The organism is Kordia sp., assembly GCF_965283645.1.
Lineage (GTDB): Bacteria > Bacteroidota > Bacteroidia > Flavobacteriales > Flavobacteriaceae > Kordia.
Genome location: NZ_CBDIPG010000001.1, coordinates 1784759 through 1808774, shown reverse-complemented (window position 1 = coordinate 1808774; position 24016 = coordinate 1784759). Strand labels below are relative to the sequence as shown.

Annotated in this window: 23 protein-coding genes; 5 read left to right on the top strand and 18 right to left on the bottom strand. The window is 32.7% G+C overall.

Annotated features, from left to right (window positions below; genetic code table 11):
- Positions 1 to 374: 374 nt before the first annotated feature.
- The 7 genes from ACQ654_RS07845 to ACQ654_RS07815 form a co-directional block, all read right to left on the bottom strand.
- Positions 375 to 2180, bottom strand: coding sequence for a COR domain-containing protein (locus tag ACQ654_RS07845; protein WP_430409770.1), 1806 nt, complete (start codon positions 2178 to 2180; stop codon positions 375 to 377).
- The gene (locus ACQ654_RS07840) at positions 2143 to 3306 is read right to left on the bottom strand and encodes a leucine-rich repeat domain-containing protein (RefSeq protein WP_430409769.1); all 1164 of its coding nucleotides are present in this window, start codon (positions 3304 to 3306) and stop codon (positions 2143 to 2145) included. The genes ACQ654_RS07845 and ACQ654_RS07840 overlap by 38 nt, the downstream gene beginning before the upstream one ends.
- Before the next feature lie 428 nt (positions 3307 to 3734).
- Entirely contained in the window at positions 3735 to 4610 is an 876-nt protein-coding gene (lipA, locus tag ACQ654_RS07835) for a lipoyl synthase (protein WP_430409768.1), read from the bottom strand.
- A 179-nt stretch (positions 4611 to 4789) separates the two neighbouring features.
- Entirely contained in the window at positions 4790 to 6004 is a 1215-nt protein-coding gene (locus tag ACQ654_RS07830; RefSeq protein WP_430409767.1) for an NRAMP family divalent metal transporter, read from the bottom strand.
- The gene (locus tag ACQ654_RS07825) at positions 6004 to 6561 is read right to left on the bottom strand and encodes an RNA polymerase sigma factor (protein ID WP_430409766.1); all 558 of its coding nucleotides are present in this window, start codon (positions 6559 to 6561) and stop codon (positions 6004 to 6006) included. The genes ACQ654_RS07830 and ACQ654_RS07825 overlap by 1 nt, the downstream gene beginning before the upstream one ends.
- Positions 6552 to 7655: a glycosyltransferase gene (locus ACQ654_RS07820; RefSeq protein WP_430409765.1), complete on the bottom strand. Its 1104-nt coding sequence runs from the start codon at positions 7653 to 7655 to the stop codon at positions 6552 to 6554. The genes ACQ654_RS07825 and ACQ654_RS07820 overlap by 10 nt, the downstream gene beginning before the upstream one ends.
- Positions 7656 to 7670: 15 nt before the next feature.
- On the bottom strand, positions 7671 to 7874 hold the full coding sequence (locus tag ACQ654_RS07815) for a membrane or secreted protein (RefSeq protein WP_430409764.1): 204 nt from the start codon (positions 7872 to 7874) through the stop codon (positions 7671 to 7673).
- Between the two features lie 108 nt (positions 7875 to 7982).
- Here ACQ654_RS07815 and ACQ654_RS07810 point away from each other — a divergent pair, with 108 nt between their 5' ends.
- Complete coding sequence (locus ACQ654_RS07810; protein WP_430409763.1) at positions 7983 to 8504, top strand: DUF4136 domain-containing protein; 522 nt, start codon at positions 7983 to 7985, stop codon at positions 8502 to 8504.
- Between the two features lie 168 nt (positions 8505 to 8672).
- Here the strand turns inward: ACQ654_RS07810 and ACQ654_RS07805 are convergent, their stop codons facing one another.
- From ACQ654_RS07805 to ACQ654_RS07795, 3 genes are all read right to left on the bottom strand, one after another.
- The gene (locus ACQ654_RS07805; protein WP_430409762.1) at positions 8673 to 9239 is read right to left on the bottom strand and encodes a hypothetical protein; all 567 of its coding nucleotides are present in this window, start codon (positions 9237 to 9239) and stop codon (positions 8673 to 8675) included.
- 160 nt (positions 9240 to 9399) lie between these two features.
- Complete coding sequence (gene murB / locus ACQ654_RS07800; RefSeq protein ID WP_430413009.1) at positions 9400 to 10416, bottom strand: UDP-N-acetylmuramate dehydrogenase; 1017 nt, start codon at positions 10414 to 10416, stop codon at positions 9400 to 9402.
- 27 nt (positions 10417 to 10443) lie between these two features.
- Positions 10444 to 11634 (bottom strand): pyridoxal phosphate-dependent aminotransferase, encoded by a 1191-nt coding sequence (locus ACQ654_RS07795; protein WP_430409761.1) that lies wholly within the window; start codon positions 11632 to 11634, stop codon positions 10444 to 10446.
- Positions 11635 to 11787: 153 nt separating this feature from the next.
- On the opposite strand from ACQ654_RS07795, the gene ACQ654_RS07790 reads away from it, so the two are divergent.
- Entirely contained in the window at positions 11788 to 13131 is a 1344-nt protein-coding gene (locus ACQ654_RS07790) for an aspartyl protease family protein (protein WP_430409760.1), read from the top strand.
- Positions 13132 to 13297: 166 nt separating this feature from the next.
- Here the strand turns inward: ACQ654_RS07790 and ACQ654_RS07785 are convergent, their stop codons facing one another.
- On the bottom strand, positions 13298 to 13723 hold the full coding sequence (locus tag ACQ654_RS07785; protein WP_430409759.1) for a DUF1573 domain-containing protein: 426 nt from the start codon (positions 13721 to 13723) through the stop codon (positions 13298 to 13300).
- Positions 13724 to 13913: 190 nt separating this feature from the next.
- On the opposite strand from ACQ654_RS07785, the gene ACQ654_RS07780 reads away from it, so the two are divergent.
- From ACQ654_RS07780 to ACQ654_RS07770, 3 genes are all read left to right on the top strand, one after another.
- The gene (locus tag ACQ654_RS07780) at positions 13914 to 16634 is read left to right on the top strand and encodes a valine--tRNA ligase (RefSeq protein WP_430409757.1); all 2721 of its coding nucleotides are present in this window, start codon (positions 13914 to 13916) and stop codon (positions 16632 to 16634) included.
- A gap of 512 nt (positions 16635 to 17146) precedes the next feature.
- On the top strand, positions 17147 to 17851 hold the full coding sequence (locus ACQ654_RS07775; RefSeq protein ID WP_430409756.1) for a hypothetical protein: 705 nt from the start codon (positions 17147 to 17149) through the stop codon (positions 17849 to 17851).
- Positions 17852 to 17865: 14 nt separating this feature from the next.
- Positions 17866 to 18078, top strand: coding sequence for a hypothetical protein (locus ACQ654_RS07770; RefSeq protein ID WP_430409755.1), 213 nt, complete (start codon positions 17866 to 17868; stop codon positions 18076 to 18078).
- Between the two features lie 154 nt (positions 18079 to 18232).
- Here the strand turns inward: ACQ654_RS07770 and ACQ654_RS07765 are convergent, their stop codons facing one another.
- The 7 genes from ACQ654_RS07765 to ftsH all read right to left on the bottom strand — a co-directional run bounded on the left by ACQ654_RS07765 (position 18233) and on the right by ftsH (position 24011).
- On the bottom strand, positions 18233 to 18661 hold the full coding sequence (locus tag ACQ654_RS07765) for an organic hydroperoxide resistance protein (RefSeq protein WP_430409754.1): 429 nt from the start codon (positions 18659 to 18661) through the stop codon (positions 18233 to 18235).
- Between the two features lie 155 nt (positions 18662 to 18816).
- Positions 18817 to 19659: a CPBP family intramembrane glutamic endopeptidase gene (locus ACQ654_RS07760; protein WP_430409753.1), complete on the bottom strand. Its 843-nt coding sequence runs from the start codon at positions 19657 to 19659 to the stop codon at positions 18817 to 18819.
- Positions 19646 to 19909 carry an acyl-CoA-binding protein gene (locus ACQ654_RS07755; RefSeq protein ID WP_430409752.1) on the bottom strand — a complete coding sequence of 88 codons (264 nt, stop codon included), beginning with the start codon at positions 19907 to 19909 and terminating at the stop codon, positions 19646 to 19648. Before ACQ654_RS07755 ends, ACQ654_RS07760 begins: the two co-directional genes overlap by 14 nt.
- Positions 19909 to 20556: a phosphatidylserine decarboxylase family protein gene (locus ACQ654_RS07750; protein ID WP_430409751.1), complete on the bottom strand. Its 648-nt coding sequence runs from the start codon at positions 20554 to 20556 to the stop codon at positions 19909 to 19911. The genes ACQ654_RS07755 and ACQ654_RS07750 overlap by 1 nt, the downstream gene beginning before the upstream one ends.
- The gene (locus tag ACQ654_RS07745) at positions 20546 to 21349 is read right to left on the bottom strand and encodes a phosphatidate cytidylyltransferase (RefSeq protein WP_430409750.1); all 804 of its coding nucleotides are present in this window, start codon (positions 21347 to 21349) and stop codon (positions 20546 to 20548) included. The genes ACQ654_RS07750 and ACQ654_RS07745 overlap by 11 nt, the downstream gene beginning before the upstream one ends.
- A gap of 1 nt (position 21350) precedes the next feature.
- A complete protein-coding gene (locus tag ACQ654_RS07740) occupies positions 21351 to 21959 on the bottom strand; it encodes an LUD domain-containing protein (protein WP_430409749.1) in 609 nt (202 codons plus the stop codon).
- A 114-nt stretch (positions 21960 to 22073) separates the two neighbouring features.
- Positions 22074 to 24011 carry an ATP-dependent zinc metalloprotease FtsH gene (gene ftsH / locus ACQ654_RS07735; protein WP_430409748.1) on the bottom strand — a complete coding sequence of 646 codons (1938 nt, stop codon included), beginning with the start codon at positions 24009 to 24011 and terminating at the stop codon, positions 22074 to 22076.
- Positions 24012 to 24016: the final 5 nt, after the last annotated feature.

The window sequence follows — 24016 nt, the reverse complement described above, 5'->3', positions numbered from 1 at the left end:
TCAAGATTGTTAGACTTTAGTAAACGTCATCCTGAACTTTTATCCTGAGCAGAGTCGAAGTGTAATTCAGAATCACATAACAGTGAATAAGATGCTGCTCTTTAAAGTGTCATTGCAAACACAGTGAAGCAATCTGTTATTTTTAAAATCAAAATAGTAGATAAATTACAAACCGTCATTTCGAGTGATTCGCCCAAGCGAAGTATATATGCTGAGTGGAGTCGAAGTATCGAGAAGTGTTCTAAAACGTACTGTCATTCCTGCGTAGGCAGGAATCCATTAATGTTTTAAATATAACGGTCATTGTGAGGAATATAATGACTTGGCAACCTGTTTCTTAAAAATCTATATGTTGAATTTTAAATAATAGAAACCTACACTATTTCTCCAAGTTTCTCTACAATCTGTGTAAACGCGCGTTCTTCAAATTCCCATTCTCGAATAGGTAGCAAATAACGTTTGTTTTTAGCTTCATCTTTATTTTTTTCATCATAATACGGTAGAAACTGATAATTTGGCAAATTGGCTAGCACGAAACCTGCTTTATCTGCATCACTAATTTCATCTTTAATATTGAAAATATCTTTTAATGAAGAAAAATAACTCCATGGAAACTGTTTTACCAAGACACACACAATCTTTTTCTCAGGATTCTTAGCCATTTGTTCAAATGTTTTATACACTTCTTCTTTTAAAATATAATCGGAAGCCGCAAAACTCATGGACATCATAAAAATGACAACATCCGAACTTTCCAATTCTTCTTGAATTTGATCGTCCCACAAACCTTGATCAATTTCTTCACAACTCCAAGATTTAGCCAATTGAAATTTTTGAAACGGTTTTAAGAACTTTTCTAGCTCTCGTTTATAATATACATCTTCATTGGAATACGAAATAAATATCTTTTTCATTTTTTTAATGTTTTCATTATCAGTAAAATTTCGGTATTTGTAACTGCGTTGCGTTCGTGCTTGCTTTCTATCGAGATTATTTTTATCTTTTGGTAATGCATACGAAACGATGCTTTCTTGTGTTTTCTCTGGATTGTTTAAAGTATTATAATGCACAAAAAAATCATTGTCTGTGGAAATGTATAAATCATCGGGTTTAGTTAACTTTTTAAATTCTTGTTTATAAAATTGATCTAATATTTCTCTTGTATCGTATTTTTCTGTACTCACCATTTGGTCAACATCTTTTTTAATATCTTCTTCTTTAACATTAGGAATTCTTTCATCCCAATACAAAAACAAAATCTCTCTAAAAAGTTGTTGAATAACTTCATTTAGCTTTGAATCTTTTGCTGTTTTTGGTTTTATAGAAACCGAAATGGTCAATTTTGAAAAATCCAATTGAATCCAAACTTTAAACTCTTTTTCGTATGTAAAAATCAACTGATTTCGCCAATAATGTTTTTTCTCAGGATTTTGCCCATAATGACAAATTAACTGATTGATCAATCCAAACGGAATAAACTGTTCAAACTTTAAGACAAAAGTGGGTTTGTTAAAATCAAATTTGAGCAAGTCATAAATTTCATCATCTTCTGAGGTCAATGGCAAATAGTTAGGAATGATGTATTCTTTACTACTTTTATCAAAAAATAATACTTTTTCATTGATGAGTAACTGCTCTATTTTAGGATCAATTTTTCGCTTCTTAAAAGCTTCTTTAGAAATTCTTCCTTTGGTTTTTATATTTCCTCTATCTAAAATAGTTTTATGAATATCTTCAACTGTAGCCGCAGGATTTAGCCAAGCCACATCATTTAAAAGTTTATCTTCTTTATAATATAATAACAAGCCTTTACGTGACAACTGCTCCAAGTCTGCTTGTAAATATGTTCGCTTTTTGTCAGATGTTATTTTTTTTCGTTGGTAATGCTTCTCAATTTCAACTAGTGAAATGGGTTTCTCGTGTTCTGTATTTATGATATAACTCAAAAACTCAGGATACCATTCGGGTTCTTTTTTTGTAGATGTTTGTTTCTTAACAGTATCCCAAAAAGCAGCGTTCAAATAGTGGAGTGCGGCTTCATTTTTTATACTCTCAAAATCTATATTGAGTGAAATATGAAATTCATCCACAATATTGTGTTTTAAAAACGCTTCCTGCCAATTTTCTTTCGCAGCATCTTCATCAGCACGGGTTTGAATGAGTAATACAGGATTCATCATATACTTTTTCTTTATCTGTATTCTTTTTGTCAAACGCGTATTGCAATTGTGCCAACCAATAGTCGCGCCTATAATTTCGGGTAGCGAATGTATTACTGTCTTTTACTAACAATTCATTATGATTGCTTTTTGGATGCCACACCAATAAATTGACGGTTTCTTGGGTAAAAAACGCTCGGTAAATACCATGATAATAATCTTGTCCGCCAAAATCATAAAAAATAGCTTTAGGTAATTTATAATTAATAGTTTCTTTTGAATGTTGAACCGATAATACATGTGTACTTGAATTCTTAGTCTTATCTATTTTAGAGCATTTTTCCGTTTGTAAATATGTTAAAAGTGTAGATTTACCCGACGCATGATTTCCCAACAGCATGACTTTTACAGGCAATTGTATAGAAATTTGTGTTTCTTCTAGCTTTTGCAAGCTACTTTTAATAGTGTCTAAGTGGTTTTCATTACTTTTTAAAATTAAGTTCTCAGCTTCCAAAAAAGGATTATGGTCAACTTCCAAATAGTACAGCTCTGGAAGCTTGAGAATGGATTTTAAAAAATCGATTTCTTGAATTTGATTTGATGAAATATCTAATTGTTGAAGGTTTATGAGTTTGTCAAGGTTTTTGATCTCCGAAATTTGATTACTATATAATTTTAATAGAGTAAGATATGTTAGTTTGTCAAGGTTTTTGATCTCCGAAATTTGATTAGATGAAATATCTAATTGTTGAAGGTTTTTAAGGTTATCAAGATCTTTTATTTCTTGAATTTGATTATTGTAAATATATAATTTTTGTAGGTTTATAAGGTTATCAAGATTTTTGATTTCTTGAATTTGATTATTGTGAATATATAATTCTTGAAGATTTATAAGGTTATCAAGATTTTTCATTTCTTGAATTTGATTGCCTGAAATATTTAATTTTTGAAGATTTATAAGGGTATTAAGATTTTTTATTTCTTGAATTTGATTACTTGAAAGATTCAATCCCACAATTTGCTGTTCGTCGTTTAAAAGATATAAGTTGGTGTTTTCCCAATACATAAAATCTTTTTCATCTTTCGTTTCCTTTAACATAATCCCATATACTTTCTCTAACTCTAAAATCTCCTGTGGTTTGCTCATGTTTGCTTTTGTATTCTGATATTTCTGTGCGAATACAAGATACAAATTTGTAGGAAAGAAAGTTAAGCGTATTTAGATTATTGGACTTTTTAGATTTTTAGATGTGTTAGTATGTTATAGAAATACTTTTACTTAAAAACTGTCTACATTGTGCATAGTTGAAATTTTATTACGAGGAACGGAGTGACGCGGCAATCTGTTTCTTGGAATTCTAAATGTTACATATTGAATTTTACATGTAAAAAGATACGTTTAAAACCCAAAACCCAAAACCCAAAACCCAAAACCCAACCTAGAAACAGATTACTTCGTCGCTACCGCTTCTCATAATGACGGAAAAAAAGCAAAAAGCTAAAAGCAAGAAGCCAATAGCCTTTAAAATTATATGATGAGGTGCTGAATCAAGTTCAGCATGACGTAAACGTCAATTAAAGAATATGTTTATGTGCTTTATACGACGAACGTACCAACGCGCCACTTTCAACATGACGGAAGCCTAACTCTAAACCAATTTCACGGTATTTATTAAACTGATCTGGCGTAATGAATTGCTGTACAGGTAAATGCTTCTTACTTGGTTGTAAATACTGTCCAATAGTTACCACATCAACATTTACTTCACTCAAATCGTGGAGTGTTTGAATCACTTCATCTTCTTGTTCGCCCAAACCTAACATAATACCCGATTTGGTTCTATTAATGCCTTGATCTTTCAAATACTTCAACACACCTAAACTACGATCGTATTTTGCTTGTATACGTACTTCACGCGTCAAACGACGAACGGTTTCCATATTATGCGAAACTACTTCTGGAGCAACTTCTACAATACGATCAATGTGACGTTCTACACCTTGAAAATCTGGAATTAAGGTTTCTAATGTTGTGGTAGGATTCATTCTGCGAACCGCTTTTACCGTTTCTGCCCAAATGATACTTCCCATATCTTTCAAATCATCACGATCTACCGAAGTCAACACCGCGTGTTTTATTTGCATAATTTTTATAGAACGTGCTACTTTTTCGGGTTCATCCCAGGCAACCGTTTCTGGTCGTCCAGTTTTTACACCACAAAATCCGCATGAGCGTGTACACACATTCCCTAAAATCATAAAGGTTGCAGTTCCTTCTCCCCAACATTCGCCCATATTTGGACAACTTCCAGAAGTACAAATCGTATTTAATTTATATTTATCAACTAATCCACGAAGTTCGGTATATTTCTTTCCTGTCGGAAGCTTCACACGAAGCCATTTCGGTTTTCCTTTAGGTGGTAGTACACTTGCTTTTGTTTCTATACTCATAGCAACTTTTCTATTCTATTCATTGAAATGTGAAGTGCAAAGATACAAAGAATCTGTTTAAAAAAAGGGTTGTTGGTAGTTAGTCAATTCGTTCCTTGGTTTTTATTCAATTTTAAGATTTTTCAGTATTAATTCTATATGAAAAGTTGGTTTAAGAGTCAAGACCCAAGACCTAAAACCTAAAACCTAGAAAGATACCAAAGTGAAAATCCTGTTAAGAATAATATTCCCAACCAACTTAAAATTCGTAAGTTAGTTTTTGGTTGCCATTCTTTCGGCGTGTGTTTACTAGTTATAAGAATGTAGTTTGAAATCGCATAGAAAGGTGCCGTGATAAACGATAATACGGTAGCAATTCGAATTAAAGAAGACATTTCAGATAAGAATTGCGTCATGATGATAATTGTACCGAAAACTAAAATCAACATCCAAAAGATATAACTGTGTTTTATATACTTCCCGAAGAGTAATTGACTTGCTTTAGCCATCGCTCTCGGAGAAGCATCTAAAGTTGTCAATGTTGTGCTAAACATGGTTGTAAATGCTGCAATTGCAATAATAATATACGTTCCTGTTCCTAAATTTTGTGTGTATAAATCAATGAGTTGTGATGCGAAAACGCCACCTTTTGGAGAAAACACAGTTCCAGAGTTGAACATTACATACGCGCCCAACACCATAAAACAGATTCCGAGAATAATGGTGACAATGTATCCAAAGTTAAAATCAAAAAGTGCATTTTTTGGAGTGAAACTTTCCGTTTCGTTTTTCTTTTCAATTGCCCAAAGTGAATGCCAAATAGAAATATCAAGCGGTGCAGGCATCCATCCCATAAACACAATTAACAACGTGATTCCGCCAATTTCTGTTGGGAAAATTTGTCCAGCACTTAAGGCTTCATTTCCGTTAAACATTGCAAAACCTACAGCAATAACTGTGCTTATCGTTAGTGTAATAATGATGATTTTCATCAATTTGTCTAATACATTATAACGTCCTAAAACTAAAATCCCTAAACAAATTAACGTGATAATGGTACTCCAAATTGGCATAGATAATTCTATTCCAAATAGTTGCGAAGCCAAGCCTGCTGTAACAATCGTAACTGCCGTTTGTACGGTAAACATGGTTGCAAATGACAGAATGAAATACGCAACTAATAAACCTTTGCTTAGTTTTTTATAACCATCAAGTAAACTTTCGCCTGTTGCGGCGGCATATCGTGGTCCAAATTGAAAGAATGGATATTTAAACAGATTTACCAATAACAATGCCCATAACAATCCAAAGCCAAATTCGGCACCAACTTTTGTAGAATTTACCAAGTGCGAAACACCAATTGCCGCGCCTGCAAATAATAATCCTGGACCGAGTTTTTTGAAAAATGAATTCATTATTTTTTCTGAATTATTTCTGCGAGTAATTTTTTAGCACGTAATAATTTTACTTTTACGTTGTTCATCGGTTCTTGTAGTTGTTCCGAAATTTCTTTGTAACTCAACTCTTGAAAATACCGTAAATTAATTACTTCTTGGTAATGTGGTTTTAGCTTTTTAATATCACGTAAAAGCTTTGCCAAGTTTTGTTCCGTAATAATTTTATCTTCTGGCGTTGGTCCGTCATCAATAATTCTGTAGACTTCTTCTTCTTGTTCCGGCGTAGTTTCAATTAACGTTTTTTTCTTGCGTAAAAAGTCAATATGAACATTTTTAGAAATCGTAATCAACCACGTTTTAAACTTGTAATTTTCATCATACGTATTGATTTTGTCAAATGCTTTTGAAAAGGTTTGAATGGTAATATCTTCTGCGTCATTTTCATTGCGAACACGCTTTAATTGAAATCCAAATACATCATTCCAAAACGAATTAAGTAGAAAATTGAAAGCTACTTGATTGCCTAGTTTCGCTTTTTGAATGTATGCTTTCAGAATCGTTTCTGCTATTTCCAATGCGTTGGTTTTGAGGTCAAATTAGTGATAAAGATACCAAAATGTATGATAATTAAAAAGATTTCAAGAATCGGTAGCAAATATAAAACGTCTTGTTCTTTGAGTTTGCTTGTCGCGAAACCCAATACAAAGTATTGAATTATGATTCTGAATGCTAACACACAAAGTGCATATTGCCACACGGAAGTGCATAGTAATACAATGGCTAAAATCCAGAAGAATAGTTGTGAGGTATAGAATAATCCTAATAAGAATTTGTGTATAAATTTGTAATGCGAAGATGTACTTACATGTCTGCGTTTTTGGCGAAACCATGATAAGAAACTTGTTTTTGCTTGTGAAACGGTAAAACTGTTTTTAGAGAAACAAATTGCGGTATTTTTACGCGTTGCGGCATCTTTGATAAATAAATCATCATCACCAGAGCGTATTTTCATATGATTTACAAAACCACTTACACCATAAAATTCGTCTCTGTGATACGCTAAATTTCTACCGACAGCCGTATATGGAATGCCTATTTTTGCATAACTAAATGCTTGAACAGCCGCCATAACTGTTTCAAATCGGATTAAAAGATTTAGAAGCGAGTATTTCTTTTTCGCGTAAGCACCATAGCCAATTACAATCTTTTTTGAACTTGAAAAACGTTGACTCATTTCCGTAATCCAATGTTTGGAAAGAGGTTTGCAATCAGCGTCTGTAAATAATAAATAGTTGTGTGTAGCGGCTTTTATTCCGAGTGTGAGTGCATATTTTTTATTTCCCCAAAAGGCTTCGTTGTTTTCAACATCTACAATTTTGATATGGTCATGTTCTTTTTGAAAACGTTCCATAATAGCCAATGTTTCATCAGAAGATGCATCATTTATCAATACAATTTCAAATTTTTTGTACGATTGTTGTAATAATTCTGGAATGAGTTTTTCCAAATTTTCAGCTTCATTTTTAGCACAGATAATTACAGAAACTGGAATATCATATTGTTCTTTACTGCGTTTAATCTTCGCGAAAGCGAACACACTAAAAACTATAAAATAAATGACTTGTATAGCCGCGATTGCTATAAAAACGTACAAAAGTAATGGTGTCATAAAAGGGGAGAAGTCCTACTGATGTTGAGGTTCAGCACATGAATCAAATTGATCTGGAGTTTTTCCACAAAAACCACATGCATCTCCATTTTTATTTAACATCGGGTTTTGACTTGCGCATGTTCCTGCAAATTCTCCATCTTTTTTTGCCCAAAGTTTAATTGCAATTCCTGCAACACCTACTAATAATAAACCAATTGTTAATAATGCGAGTTTCATGTTTTTATGATTTTTTTGGTACTCAATAAATCTACGACAAAGATACAGCTTTTTATGGAATAATTTTTGATATCTTGTAGGTGAGTTTTCAAACAAAAAGATAGCGTTATGAAGTATTTAGGAATGATTTGCTTGTTGGTTTTAATTGTTGGATGTTCCGCACCAAAAGTTATGTATGATTATGATGAGAAGTTAGATTTTTCAGTGTATAGATCGTATAATTTTTATCCAGAATTTGAATCTGGTTTGAGCGAATTGGATACAAAACGGTTGATAAGACAAACAGATTCTATTTTACAATCGCGCGGTTTTGTAAAGAAGGAAATGCCTGATTTTTATGTTAATATCATGGCAAGTGCCTTTGAAAATAATCAAAATAGTGCAGTTGGCGTTGGTGTCGGCGGCGGTGGACGAAATGGTGGTGGCGGAATTTCTATTGGATTGCCAATTGGTACTTCTAAGTTGAATCAGCAATTGATTTTCGATTTCGTAGATGTTCGGAAAGACGAATTGTTCTGGCAAGCAGTCGCAGAAGGTTATTATAGAGAAGTAGCTACACCGCAACAACGAGAAGCGTATTTTAGAACAATTTTGTTGAAAGTGTTGGAAGAATATCCGCCTAAGAAATAGTTGTTTGAAATTATAAATGTTGAATGCTAAATTATTTTTTTGAATAACGAATAAAGAAAAGTGAAAAGTGAAAAGTGAAAAGTTGAAAGTTTAAAGTTTAAAGTGAAAAAATTAAAGTGAATTAAAACCCAAAACTATATTAGAGTTGAAGAAAGTTGGAGTTAATTTCTATTCTGTGCAGTAAATATTATAATCTTCTACCAAAGTTTTTATATTATTTCTATTGTATTCGCCTGATTTAATTCCATCGGTAACTTCAGGACAATCTTCAAAATAACGTAGTAATTTCTTTTTCCAATTACCAAACAAGCCCAAGTTAACAGGAGTTAATTCTTTTTCATTGTGTTTAATAAGGAATAATTCAGTTGCATCTATCTTTGTATTATTCCAGGGTTTTCCCAAACTCATCCATTCACTTTTTACGTCAGCAAGTAATTTGACTTCTCCATCAACAACAACTTCAAGTAGTTTTCGTTTTGTTGAAAACATCATTTTTACATATTGATAAGTTACTTTTAAATTTTCAAAGCCAAAAAAAGTAATACGTTTTACGTTGGTATGATCCCAAGTATCAGGTTTGCTATTTCGATCTAATCTAAATTTGATTTTATCTTTGTTAGTCAAACTTCCATATCCTTCTATTGTTGTGCCATCATTAAATAATAATTCGCATTTTTGATTTTGTCCAAAGCAAATGGTTGTGAATGCAATAAAGAGAATAATATATTTTAACATAATTTAGAAAGTGATAAATTAAAAATACTGAATATTAAATTAAAAAAAATCAAACAACGAATAAACAAATCTACAAACAAACAGAAAAGCAGCAAAGCGACTTAAATTCAACTATCCGAAAACTCACTAAAAGCGCATAAGCGCGATCTAGCAGAGCGATCTAAGATATCACATTCACTTCCGCTTCAATAGCAATATTGAATTTATCTAAAACCGTTTCTTGTATTTTTTTCGCTAATGCGAGAATTTCTGCGCCAGTAGCATTGTCATAATTTACCAAAACCAACGCTTGATTTTTATGAACACCAGCGTCTCCAAATCGTTTTCCTTTAAAACCGCATTGTTCAATAAGCCAACCTGCAGGAACTTTAATTTCTGTATCTGAAACCACATAATGTGGCACGTTTTCGTGCTTGTTTTGTAGAATATCAAAATCCTCTTTTGAAATCACAGGATTTTTAAAAAAACTACCACTATTTCCAATTTCTTTTGGATTTGGCAACTTGCGCTCGCGAATTGCAATAACGGCATCACTAACATTTTTGATTGTAGGATTTGTAATCTGATTGCTTTCCAATTCTTGCTGAATTGCGCCGTATGAAGTATTGAGTTTGTGGTGTTTCCGAGTCAATTTAAAAACTACTGACGTTATAATGTAGTTGCCTTTTACTTCATTCTTAAATATTGAATTTCGATATCCAAAATTACAGTCTTCAAGCTTAAACACTTTCTGCTCTTGCGTTTCGATATTAATAGTTGCACAACTTACAAACGTATCTTTTAATTCAACGCCGTAAGCACCAATATTTTGAATTGGAGAAGTTCCAACGTTTCCTGGAATTAATGATAAATTTTCAACACCGCCAAAATCATTTTCGATACACCAAAGAACAAATTCATGCCAATTTTCTCCAGCTTGAATTTCTACAATTACTTCATTTTCAGTAGAAAGCACAACTCTTTTTCCCTTGTTGTTAATATGCAATACAGGAATTTCAATATCTTGTGTCAACAACATATTACTTCCACCACCAAGTATAAAATATGTTGAAAATTCTTCTAATTGCAATGCAACCATAAGTTCAGAAATATTTGTAATGGCAATAAAATTCTTCGCTTTTGCGTCAATACCAAAAGTATTAAATTCTTTCAGCGATTTGTTATGTTGTATAGAAATCAAATAGTTATTTTTTTAAATCAAAAATTATGCATTATACGCTATTAAAGCTTCTTTTAAAATAGTTACAGCTTTTATCAAACTACTTTCATTTAGCACATAGGCAATTCTAATTTGATTCAGTCCTGTATTTGGTGAAGAGTAAAATCCAGCCGCAGGTGCAACCATAATTGTTTCTCCCTCATAATCAAAGCTTTCCAATAACCACTTTGCAAAATCTTCTGCATTCTCAACAGGTAATTCGGCAATACAATAAAAAGCTCCTTTCGGATTTGCCACACGTACACCTTCAATCTTTTTCAATTCTGAAACTAAGGTGTCACGTCTTTTTACATAATCATCAATAACATCATCAAAATAACTTTGAGGCGTTTCCAAAGCGGCTTCACTTGCAATTTGTGCAAATGTAGGTGGTGATAATCGTGCTTGTGCAAATTTCATTGCGGTAGTCATTACTTCATTATTTTTTGAAACAATACAACCAATTCGTGCACCACACATACTATAACGCTTCGAAACTGAATCAATCATAATAGCATGATCTTCCAAACCAGATTCTTGCATAATTGAATAGTGTACCATGCCGTCGTATGCAAACTCACGGTATACTTCATCAGCAATTAAAAACAAATCGTGTTTTTTTACAATTGCCGCTAATTTCTTTATTTCTTCTTTTGTATATAAATATCCTGTCGGATTTCCAGGATTACAAATCAAGATCGCTTTTGTTTTCGGAGTAATTAATTTCTCAAACTCTTCAATAGGAGGCAATTTAAAATTATCTTCTATTTTAGAAATTACGGGAACTACTTTTACGCCTGCCGCAGTTGAAAAACCATTATAATTTGCATAAAACGGTTCAGGAATAATCACTTCATCATCTACATCCATTGTACTTCCAAAAGCAAAAGCCAATGCTTCACTTCCACCAGTTGTTACAATAATATTAGAAGAAGTTACATGCACATCATGCTTTTCGTAATAATCGGCAATTTTCCTTCTATACTCTTCAGAACCATCAGATTTTGTATATGCTAACACTTCTAACATATGAACTTTTACAGCATCCAAAGCTACTTGTGGCGTTTTAATATCTGGCTGACCGATATTTAAATGATAAATAGTTTTCCCCTGTTTAATAGCTTTTTCAGCGTACGGAACCAATTTGCGGATTGGTGATTGTGGCATTGCAATTCCTTTGTTGGAAATAGTTGGCATACTCTTGAGTTTTAAGAATAACAAAATTGCAAAATATATTTTAAATTAGGGACATTCTGAGGGACATTTTCAACAATGTTAAAATATGAGGAATTATGTGGGAATTCGTACTGATTTTTGTATCTTTAGTTGTTACCAAACTCCCTTTTTCGCTTGATTACAGTAAAAAAACATATCATCCTATTCTTTTTGTGTATTGCCAGCTTTGCGCAAGCACAATATAAATTCATGATGCCTAAAGGCAAAGATAAAGTCACAATTCCGTTTGAACTTCTAAATAATTTAATTTTGATACCTGTTGAAGTAAATGGTGTTGAAATGTCTTTTTTGTTAGATTCTGGTGTAAATAAACCAATCTTATTCAATCTGAATCCTGGTGATTCACTCGAAATTGAACAACGCGAACGCATACAACTTAGAGGTTTGGGTTCAGGAAGTACAATTTCGGCAGTTCGTGCACGATCCAATTCTTTCAAAATAAAAAATGTAGAAAAAATAGATTTAGAACTATTTATCATTTTGGATGAAGAAATAAACATGTCTACACGTTTGGGTGTTCCAGTTCATGGAATTATTGGATATGATGTATTTAAAGATTTTATTGTTGAAATTAACTATAGTAATTCAAAAATCAAGTTGTATAAGCCTGAAAGTTACACGTACAAATCCTGTAGAAAATGTGTAGATCTTCCACTTACATTTCGACATAGTAAACCCTATATAGATGTGAGTGTTGCTATTGAAAGTGGTGAAGAAATCCCTGTAAAACTATTGATAGATTCTGGCGGAAGTGACGCTTTGTGGCTGTTTGAAGAAGAAAAACTAAATATAAATGTTCCTGATAAAAATTTTGATGATTTCCTTGGAAAAGGACTGAGTGGAAGCATTTATGGTAAACGTTCGCGAGTAAAGAAATTTTCAATGGGCGGTTTTTCATTTAAAAATGCTAAAGTTGCCTTTCCAGATTCGTCTGCAATTGTATATGTAAAGAATTTTAAAGAGCGAAATGGTAGTATTGGCGGTGAAATATTAAAACGTTTCAAAGTTGTTATAGATTATGGAAACAAACGAATTCGCTTACGGAAAAGTCGTTTCTATTCTGATCCATTTCGATACAATATGAGCGGAATTGAGCTCCAACACAACGGAATGCGACTAGTGTCTGAAGTTGTAAAACGTAGTACTTCAGATTCGTCGAGTCCTAGCGGAAATGGCAATCCAGTTGGAGAAGTAAGTATTGTGTTTGAACATTATAATAAATTTAGTCTGGTAAAATCATTCGAAGTTGCGGAAGTACGAGAAGATTCTCCTGCCGGGTATTCAGGTTTAATAAAAGGAGATGTTATCATATCGATCAATGGACGTTATGTGCACAAATATTCACTCAACAGAGTAACTGGAATGCTAGAAGGGAAAGAAGGTAAAAAAATACGGATGAAAGTAAATCGTAACAATGTGCTACTCGATTTTGAATTCCGACTTAAAGAGGTTCTTTAGTTTTCGGTTGTGTGATCAATCATCCTTATTATGAAAATACGACTTCCTGCAAATTTCCATAAACAAATTAACAAATTGAAGCTAAAAGTTTACTTTCCTGTAGCCAAAAAAAATGCCTCATCAAAACTGACAAGGCATTTAATTTGTACTTTATGTAATAATTGTATTAAGATTCAATCTCTGATTTGTCTTTCATCATAATACTCTTTCCTTTACTTGGATCAACAATCTTTCCTTTAATTTTGATTGCTTTTGTTGGCTCGTCTGCATTAGAATATACCGTAATAGTCTTTCTAATTGGTCCAACTCTCTTTGTGTCATACTTCACTTCAATAACACCTGTTTTTCCTGGTAAAATAGGAGCATCTGGTTTTTTTGGAATCGTACAACCACAACTAGAATATACTCTAGTAATAATTAATGGTGCGTCTCCTGTATTAGTAAACTCAAATGAACGGATACCGTCAGCACCTTTCTCAATTGTTCCGTAATCAATTGTTTCCGTTTTAAACTTGATTTTTGCAGTTTTCTCTTGTGCTTGAACAGCAAAGACGAATAAACCAACAAATAATATAGTAACTATTCTTTTCATGATTTCTATTTTTTGTATTAGTGTAAAATTAGGTACTTATTTGGAATCTTACAAATTTGTTTCATAAAATACAAACTAATCTGTATTACCTGCACATAATTAACAATTAAATGCAAAAGTGATAAAACACTTTTTAAATAGTACAGATATAAGTACTTTTGCCAATTATATTACAAAAACAATACCAAAAATGAGTATTCAAACAAAGTATGATCCAAGTAAGATCGAAGACAAATGGTACCAATATTGGATGGAGCACAATTATTTCCATTCAAAACCAGACGAACGTGAAGCGTATACCATCGTAATTCCGCCACCAAACGTCACGGGAGTCTTGCACATGGGACATATGTTAAATAATACCATTCAAGATGTATTGATTCGTAGAGCACGATTAAAAGGATTCAACGCTTGTTGGGTTCCTGGAACCGATCATGCTTCAATTGCAACAGAAGCAAAAGTTGTTAACAAGCTGAAAGAAGAAGGAATTCAAAAAGCGGATTTAACACGTGAAGAATTTCTTAAACATGCTTGGGAATGGACAGATAAGCATGGTGGAATCATTTTGGAACAACTTAAAAAATTAGGTGCTTCTTGTGATTGGGACAGAACAAAGTTTACGATGGATGACGATATGTCAGAGTCAGTAATTAAAACGTTTGTTGATTTATATGAAAAAGGCTTGATTTATCGCGGATACCGCATGGTAAATTGGGATCCTGAAGCAAAAACAACATTGTCTGATGAAGAAGTAATTTACGAAGAAAAACAAGGAAATCTATACTATTTATCATATGCCATTGAAGGAAGTGATGAAAAAGTAACGATAGCCACTACACGTCCAGAAACAATTTTGGGTGATACTGCAATTTGTATCAACCCAAATGATGAACGATATACACATCTTAAAGGAAAAAAAGCAATTGTTCCGTTGGCAAACAGAGTCATTCCTATCATTGAAGACGAATATGTTGATATTGAGTTTGGTACAGGTTGCTTAAAAGTAACGCCTGCACACGATGAAAATGATAAAGCTTTGGGCGAAAAGCACAATTTGGAAGTAATTGATATTTTTAATGACGATGCTACGCTGAATAGTTTTGGATTGCATTACGAAGGGAAAGATCGTTTTGTAGTACGAAAACAAATTTCTAAAGAACTTGAAGAAAAAGATTTCTTAATCAAAACCGAACAACATATTAACAAAGTTGGAACGTCGGAACGCACGAAAGCTGTCATTGAACCAAGATTATCAGATCAGTGGTTTTTAAAGATGGAAGATTTGGTAAAACCAGCCATCAAAGCAGTTTTGGAAGATGAAGAGGTGAAGTTATTCCCAAAAAAATTCAACAATACGTACAGTCATTGGATGGAAAATATCCGCGATTGGAATATTTCTCGTCAACTTTGGTGGGGACAACAAATTCCTGCGTATTATTTTGGTGATGGAAAAGAAGATTTCGTAGTGGCTGAGACGGCTGAGAAAGCGTTAGATCTAGCGAAAGCGAAAACAGGAAATAATAGTTTAACGATTTCCAATCTAAAACAAGATGAAGATGCCTTAGATACGTGGTTTTCTTCTTGGTTGTGGCCAATAAGTGTATTTGACGGAATCCGAAATCCTGAAAATGAAGAAATTAACTATTACTATCCAACAAACGATTTGGTAACTGGACCAGATATTTTATTTTTCTGGGTTGCCCGAATGATTATTGCTGGATATGAATATAGAGACATAAAACCGTTTACAAATGTTTATTTAACAGGATTAGTTCGTGATAAACAAGGTCGTAAAATGTCTAAATCGTTAGGAAATTCGCCTGATGCATTAAAACTAATTGAAGAGTTTGGAGCAGATGGAGTTCGTGTTGGATTGTTACTAAGTTCAGCGGCAGGAAACGATTTACTATTCGATTTCGATCAAGTAGATGAAAAAGGAGAGGTTTTAAAACCAAAACAGATTGATGCTTGGAAAGCGGCTGGAAAAGAGCCAATTTACACCTCAAAATTGTGTATGCAAGGAAAAGGATTCGCAAATAAAATCCACAATGCTTACAACTTAACACAAATTTGGGAAGTTAGCGATAGTGTTGAACAACCAGCAGTTGCAAAAATTGCGATTGATTGGTACAAATCAAAATTCCAAAAAGCGTTGATTGAACTGGAAGATCAATACAGTAAATACAGAATCTCAGATGCGTTAATGATTTCATACAAATTAGTTTGGGATGATTTCTGTTCGTGGTTTTTGGAAATGGTAAAACCAACGTACGGTTCGCCGATTGATAAGAAAACTTACGATACGGTAATTTCGTTATTTGAAGATAATTTAAAGATATTACATCCGTTTATGCCTTTCCTTACGGAAGATATTTGGCAGCGTATGGCAACTCGTTCGTCTGACGAAGCGCTAGTTGTTTCAAACTGGCCAGAAACGGCAGCAATTAATGGTGATTTATTGTCTAATTTTGAAATGATTCAGGATGTAGTATCTGGAATACGAACAATTCGTAAAGAAAAAAATATTCCACAGAAAGATGCACTATCATTAACAATTGTAAATAATGAAAATGCTACGGAAAATTTAAATGCGGCAATTGCAAAGCTTGGAAATATTGAGAATATCAGTTACAGCGACGAAAAGTTAGAAGGCGCATTGTCGTTTCGTGTAAAATCGAATGAATATTTTATTCCGATGGAAGGCGCTATTGATATTGATGCCGAAATTGAAAAGCTAACCAAAGAATTAGAATATGTTCAAGGTTCATTAAAACGTGCACAAGGAATGTTGAACAATGAGAAGTTTGTGAATAACGCAAAAGAAGTTGTCGTAGACAAACAACGAAAAATTGTAGCGGATTCAGAAGCTAAGATTGAAACGTTGAAGGCTAGTTTGGAATCGCTTCGCTAATTAATTTGACAATTTGAAAATGTTGGTTTTGCGGGTTTATTCGCGAAGCTCACTTTTCGTTAATTTGATAACTCAATAATTTAAGGTTGTTCATCAAAAAAATGAGCCGTCACTTCGAGTGGTTTTTTGGAATGAAATGAAGAAAAATTGTATCGAGAAGTACTTTGAAACGTAATAGAATAATTATAAATCAAAAGCCGTTTAAGGAAGAAATTCTTTAGATGGTTTTTTTTTGATTGAAAGATTGAAAGATTGAAAGATTGAAAAACCAATTTCTACGTCATGCTGAACTTGATTCAGCTTCGCAAATGAAGCTAAAGTCGTTAATCGTTAATGATAAAAACCATGTGCAGAAGTAATTTTAAATGCTGTTTTTTATTTTAAAGATTGAGAGGTGATTTCAAGGATACATAAATTTTTAATGAAAAACCGTAAAATTAGTAAGGTTTAAGTCTTATTGACATGTAGTCAAAGGATTACATTTGTGAAAGTTAATTATTAAATATTGAAAAATGAGTAGTATAAAGCTTTCCGTTAGATCATACATAGCAGTAGTTTCTTCCCTTTTGATAATGTTTACATCTTGTAGCCAGTATGAAGAAGTTTCTAGTGAAAATCAAAACTTTGATTACAGTGCGCATGAATTCTTCACAATAAATCAACAATTTTTGACTAATCTAACTCTCAGTAAATCTACTTCCTTCTTAAATATTAATCAAGAAATATTAGATAATCTTAATGAAGAATTTGAAACAAACCTTTCTTATCCTGAATTGCTACCAGATTTATTTGGTCACGACATGGAATACATATTAAATAAAAGTTTAAAGCTGGGTTGGATCAATCAATATAATGTAGATTTAACAGAATCATTTCTTCGAGATCTGATAGATTTTGACTTTGATTATGCGTTGAAAGAATTTGAAAAAAATGCATTAGCATTAAATTTAAGTACAGAAGAATTTCAAAAATTAAATATTTTCGCAAATACAGTAAAAAGTATTAATTTATATCACCCAGAACTATTTATTGCTGAAAATATATTAGCGAAAGGCTTTTGGGGCTGTGCTGGAGCGACACTTGCTTTGACTGCAGCTACTGCTGGATTGAGTTCTTGTGCAACTATAGTAGCTTGTGCTGGCGCTATTGCTTTACATTTAGTAGCTCTCAATAATTTTGGAACGCAATGTTTAAGTGATAAACAAGTAAGAATCTAAAAAAAGAATACACCATGTGGAAACCATCAAAATTAGTTTTATTCATCATAATATTTACGATGACAATTTGCGCGGGAATTTCTTCAATTTTTATTGATTGGGAATCTGTGTCACAAGGCAAAAATCTTGTCAAGGAATTACAACAACCAATCTTATTTCTACTACTAAGTTTGTACTTTGTATTTCCTTATGTAAAAAAAATTAAAGAAGAAGAATCTGGAAAATAATTATCAATTTTTCACACTAATAACAAGCTGAATCACACTACGAATTCGCTCAGTGTAAAAGTTCAACATGATGCTCAGAAATCATAAAAAATCGCCCAGAAATTACTTTCCAGACGATTTTTTATGATTTTAAAAAGTTATTTGAAGCGAAATATTATTCGTCCAATAATAAATTTAAATTTACGGTAATATTATCACGAGTTGCCTTACTAAACGGGCAAACTTCGTGTGCTTTTTCTACTAAATCTTCACCAGTTTTAAGATCAACTCCAGGAATGAAGCAATCTAACGTTGCTTCTAAAAAAAAGCCGTCGTCATCTTTGCAAAAACCAATAATGGCAGTTATGCTGAGTTCTTCATTATTAATATCGATTCCTTCGTTTTTGGCAACAGCTTGTATTGCACCTCCAAAACAGGCTGCGTACGCTGCTCCAAAAAGTTGTTCAGGATTTGCGCCATTTCCACCTTTTCCGCCCATAGATTTTGGGACAGACAAATTAAAATCTATTGGACTATCTTCTGAGTGTACTTTTCCTTCTCTACCACCAATTGCTTGCGTAGTTGCTTCGTATAATGTTTTCATTTTTTTCTTTTTTATTGTTAAGCATTAAAGATACTATCATATATATACTTTATAAAATGTATAGTCTTAAAATTCTCATAAAACAACTATTTGATGCGCTTTTTTATGGTAGGAATTATTTAAAAAATCTAACAAATTCTAAGCGCGAAGCAACTCTAAGAAGTTCTCTTTTTATAATACCAATTGATAAGAAAAATACAAATTAGTATCATAAAAGTAGCTAGGAGTGAACCTTCAAACCCAAAACTACCACCATTTAATAAGTTATCTTCAGCTCGTGTTTGTTGAATAACAGAATACAGTTTTTGTCCGCTGACTTCAAATCCAAAAATAGAACCTTGAAAAAAGTTCCAGCTAAAGTGCAACGCAATCGGAAACCATAGGTTTTTTGTGTAGATATAGGTGATTCCAAGCAAAATTCCTGCAAGAAATAAATTGAGCACAGGAATTGTTCCCATGTTCGGATTTAACGAATGTAACGCTGTAAAAATGATTGATGAAATTACAAGCGCGACGTATTTATTAGAAGTTTGTAGTAATTGATTCAAAATGTAACCTCTACATAAAATTTCTTCAATTAATGAAATGATGATAAAAAAAATAATACTATAAATAATTCCTTTAGTATTTACAACGTAAGAATTAAGCGAAATTTGATTTAAACTAAGTAAAGAGTAGTAGGCAATTGCCATAATAGCAAAACCTAATACAATTCCGAAGATGATATCTTTTCCTCTATTTTTTAGGTGAAAACCAAGTGAGCTAAACGGAATTTTATCAACATATTTTGTGAAAACCCAAATGCTTCCAAGTGTTCCTAGTAGTTGCATGAAACGAGAAATAGTTTTTGCAGGTAAAGAGGCAACTCCTTCAATTTCTTGAGTCGATTGTGGAATCCAAATTTGAGAAATGATTTCAAATACAATTAAAAAGCCAAACCATGTAATTAGAAATAAACACAGTTTTAGAGAAATAGGAAAGTTATTATTGGGCTTCAAAATATGAATCTACTAATTCTATGTATGCTTTTTTTGCTTCTTCAGGAGAAATATCTTGCGTTTGTAAAAGTGCATTCATTTTAAACGCGTTGATAATAGGTCTGCGACTACCAGGCTTATCGTAATTGTTTGTTGCCTTTTTGTAATATGCATATAACCGCAATAGAAAATCTGCGGGAAATGCAGATGTACTATTGTTTACGCGCTCTACGGCTTCAAAAAATTCTATGTCTAACTTCGACGTACTCATTACTTCATAGCGATTACATCAACGCCACCTTTTACAGTTTGATTCAGTTTTACATTGATAGTTGTATCTAACGGAAGAAATAAATCTACACGTGAACCAAATTTTATAAAACCAGCATCTTCACCTTGAACGGCTGTTGCGTTTTCTTCGGCATAATTTACAATTCTTTTTGCCAAAGCACCAGCAATTTGTCGGTATAAAATAGTGCCGTATGTTTCGTTTTCGACAACAATTGTTGTACGTTCATTTTCTTCAGAAGCTTTTGGATGCCAAGCTACTAAGAATTTTCCAGGATGATATTTACTATATTTTACCGTTCCACCAACGGCATAGCGTGTTACATGTACATTTATAGGTGACATAAATATAGATACTTGCAAACGCTTTTCTTTAAAATATTCTTTTTCAAATACTTCTTCAATTACAACTACTTTTCCATCAACAGGTGCAATAACGTGTGCATCATTTTTGGGTGTTGTACGTTTTGGATTTCTAAAAAATTGTAGAATCAAAATTAAAAAAACAACTGCAACTCCTTGCAATAAATATTTAATCCAAGCAGTATCAACTTTGTCTGCTGTAATAACAATGGCTGCAACAATAATGAATGTTACAATGATAATTTTATATCCTTCTTTATGAAACATAATGTAATACCTTTAAAAACAAATAAATAAATGGCGCAGAAAATATCATGCTGTCCAATCGGTCAAAAATACCGCCATGACCTGGCAATATAGAACCACTATCTTTTACATTGGCTTGTCTTTTGAATTTTGATTGAATCAAATCGCCAATAGTTCCTATAGAACTTATAATAATTGCTAAAATAAGCCAACTTCCAAAACTTAACGTTAATGTAAATTTAGCTATAAAATAACTAGCAACACAAGAAAAAAGCAATCCACCTAAAAAACCTTCAACCGTTTTCTTTGGAGAAATGCGTTCAAATAATTTTTGTCTACCAAAGTTTTTCCCTGTCAAATACGCGAAAGAATCGTTTACCCAAACTAAGATGAAACTTCCTAAAATAATACAAGGTTCGTAGGTTCCTGCGGCACTTGGGATTAATAATAAGAATGCAAAACTACTACTGATGTAAAAGGTAGCTAGTAAAAATTTTTTAAATTGAAAAAGTGGAATTACCTTTTTGGTGAATAAATCTTGAATTAAGAAAAAAGAAACAAATATAGAAAACACTAATAAAATCATAGTGGCTTCTTGACTTGGTTTCCAATACGCAAAAACGCCTACAATGGCTAAAAATATGATGTATTGAATAAATCCTCTAAGATTGATAAGTTTGCTAAATTCTGACATACAAACCAACCCGAAAATTACGAAGACAACTAAAATAGCTGTTTCAGAATAAAATACTGAAAAAATTAATAGTGAGATAAAAATTAATCCAGATAAAGATCGCGTTAAAAGTTCTTTCATTTTAGAGGTCTTCCAATAGCAACAAATATAAGTTTTTTGAGCTACTTCCATAAGATAAAAAGTCCTTTTCTTCCTGCACTTGAAAATGCTTGATAGTAGTGATGTTATTTGGAAAATTAGACTTGTATTTGTTCTTGATACCTCGCAAACCTTCGCCAATGGTACCAACAAGTTGACTTGTAGTGGCAAGAATGACGAAATTATCAGGTAAATCGTTTAGTTTTTTTTCTTTAATTTGATTCGAACAAACCAAAATAGAACCATTATCTGCAATTAAATACTCGCATGAAGCCAAATAAAAACTAGCATTCATGTTGATTTTTGAGAAACGAACGTCAAAATTGTCAAAACGTTCTTGCAATTTTTCATCAAAACAAAGTGCTTCTTTGCCTTCCCAACCGTTTTCAATTAGGATACTTTCCAAACTATTATAAACATCAGTAAATGAATCGCAGTATAAAAACTTACCGCCATTTTTTCTGAAGTTGATAGTAAATCGCTCATCTATAGGAAGTTCTATTTGAGGCATATACTTTCCTCGCTCATCTACAGAATTATCTTCCTGTTGCGGTTTAGATTTGGAGCCAAAAATTTTTTTAAAAAGACTCATAGAGTCAAGATGCAGTTTAGTGTTGAGATATATTTTCGTAAAGATAGAAAATCTCGACTTATGCTAACGATAAATCGAGATTTTTTAAATATAAATATCTGTTAAAATAATAGACTATTCTTCGGAGTTATCAACACTGTCTGATTTTTCAAACGGTCTTTTTCCGAAAATACCCATTAAATCATCCTTGAAGATTACTTCTTTTTCTAAAAGTAATTCGGCAAGTGTTGTTAATTTATCTTTGTTCTGTTCTAACAATTGAATTGCTCTTTGGTATTGAATTTCAATAATATCAGAGATCTCTTTGTCAATTACTTTAGCAGTTTCTTCACTATATGGTTTATTGAATCCATTGTCGTTTCCACTTGAATCGTAATAGGTTATGTTTCCAATTTTATCATTTAAACCATACACGGTTACCATGGCGCGTGCTTGCTTCGTAACTTTTTCTAAATCGCTTAATGCGCCTGTAGAAATTTTATCAAAGATTACTTTTTCAGCAGCTCTACCTCCTAAAGTTGCACACATTTCGTCCAGCATTTGTTCTGTACGAACTAATAAGCGTTCTTCTGGTAAATACCATGCAGCTCCTAACGATTGTCCTCTTGGTACAATAGTTACTTTTACTAGTGGTGCGGCATGTTCTAACAACCAACTTACTGTAGCATGTCCAGCTTCGTGGAATGCAACTGTTTTCTTTTCACCTGGCGTAATGATTTTATTTTTCTTTTCTAATCCACCAACAATTCTGTCAACGGCATCTAAGAAATCTTGTTTTTCTACGGCTTTTTTACCTTTTCTAGCCGCAATTAATGCCGCTTCATTACAAACATTAGCTATATCAGCTCCAGAAAACCCTGGTGTTTGTTTTGATAAGAAATCAGTATCTAAGTTGTCAGCTTTCTTTAATGGTTTTAAATGTACTTCAAATATTTCCTTACGTTCACGAATATCTGGAAGATCAACATAAATTTGTCTGTCAAAACGTCCAGCACGCATTAATGCTTTGTCTAAAATATCTGCACGGTTTGTTGCGGCCATTACAATAACGTTTGTATTGGTTCCGAAACCGTCCATTTCCGTTAATAACTGGTTTAGTGTATTTTCACGTTCGTCGTTTGAACCTGTAAAGTTGTTTTTTCCACGTGCACGTCCAATCGCGTCAATTTCATCAATAAAGATAATTGCTGGCGATTTTTCTTTTGCTTGTTTAAATAAGTCACGAACTCTTGAAGCTCCTACACCTACAAACATTTCTACGAAATCAGAACCAGAAAGTGAAAAGAAAGGTACTTTTGCTTCCCCTGCAACAGCTTTTGCCAATAGAGTTTTACCAGTTCCTGGAGGTCCTACTAATAAGGCTCCTTTTGGAATCTTTCCTCCAAGAGAAGTATATTTTTCAGGATTTTTTAAGAAATCTACAATTTCTTGCACTTCTTCTTTTGCTCCTTCTAAGCCTGCAACATCTTTAAAAGATGATTTTATGTCTGTTTTTTCATCAAAAAGTTTAGCTTTCGATTTTCCTATGTTGAAAATCTGTCCACCTCCGCCAGCGCCACCGCCGCCAGACATTCTACGCATGATAAAAATCCAAACACCAATGATGAGGACAAAAGGTAAAATGCTAATTAATAAACTAGAAATACTACTGCTTTCTTGATCTGAAGCAATTTCAAAATCTAAATTGTTTGTTGCTTTGACTTCATCCAGATACTTTTCAAAATTTTCTAAATCTAAATATTTAATTGTAAAGTCAGGAGAATCTCCCATAAAGGATAAACTGCTTTTTTTCTTTACAAAATCTTTAAAAACGTCTTTTTCTGCAGCGCCTTTTTTTAGATAAATCCTAGCGACTTTCGTATTTGTTACAACTTCAATTTTTTCAATATCGTTATAGGTAACTAATTCTTTAAACTTGGTAAAAGTTACCTTGTCATCAGAACCAGCATCATTTGAAAATATTAAAAAAATAAGAAATAGCCCAACCATTCCATAAATCCAATACGGACTGAACTTGGGTTTTTTATCAATGTTCTTGTTATTGTTTGCCATTAAAT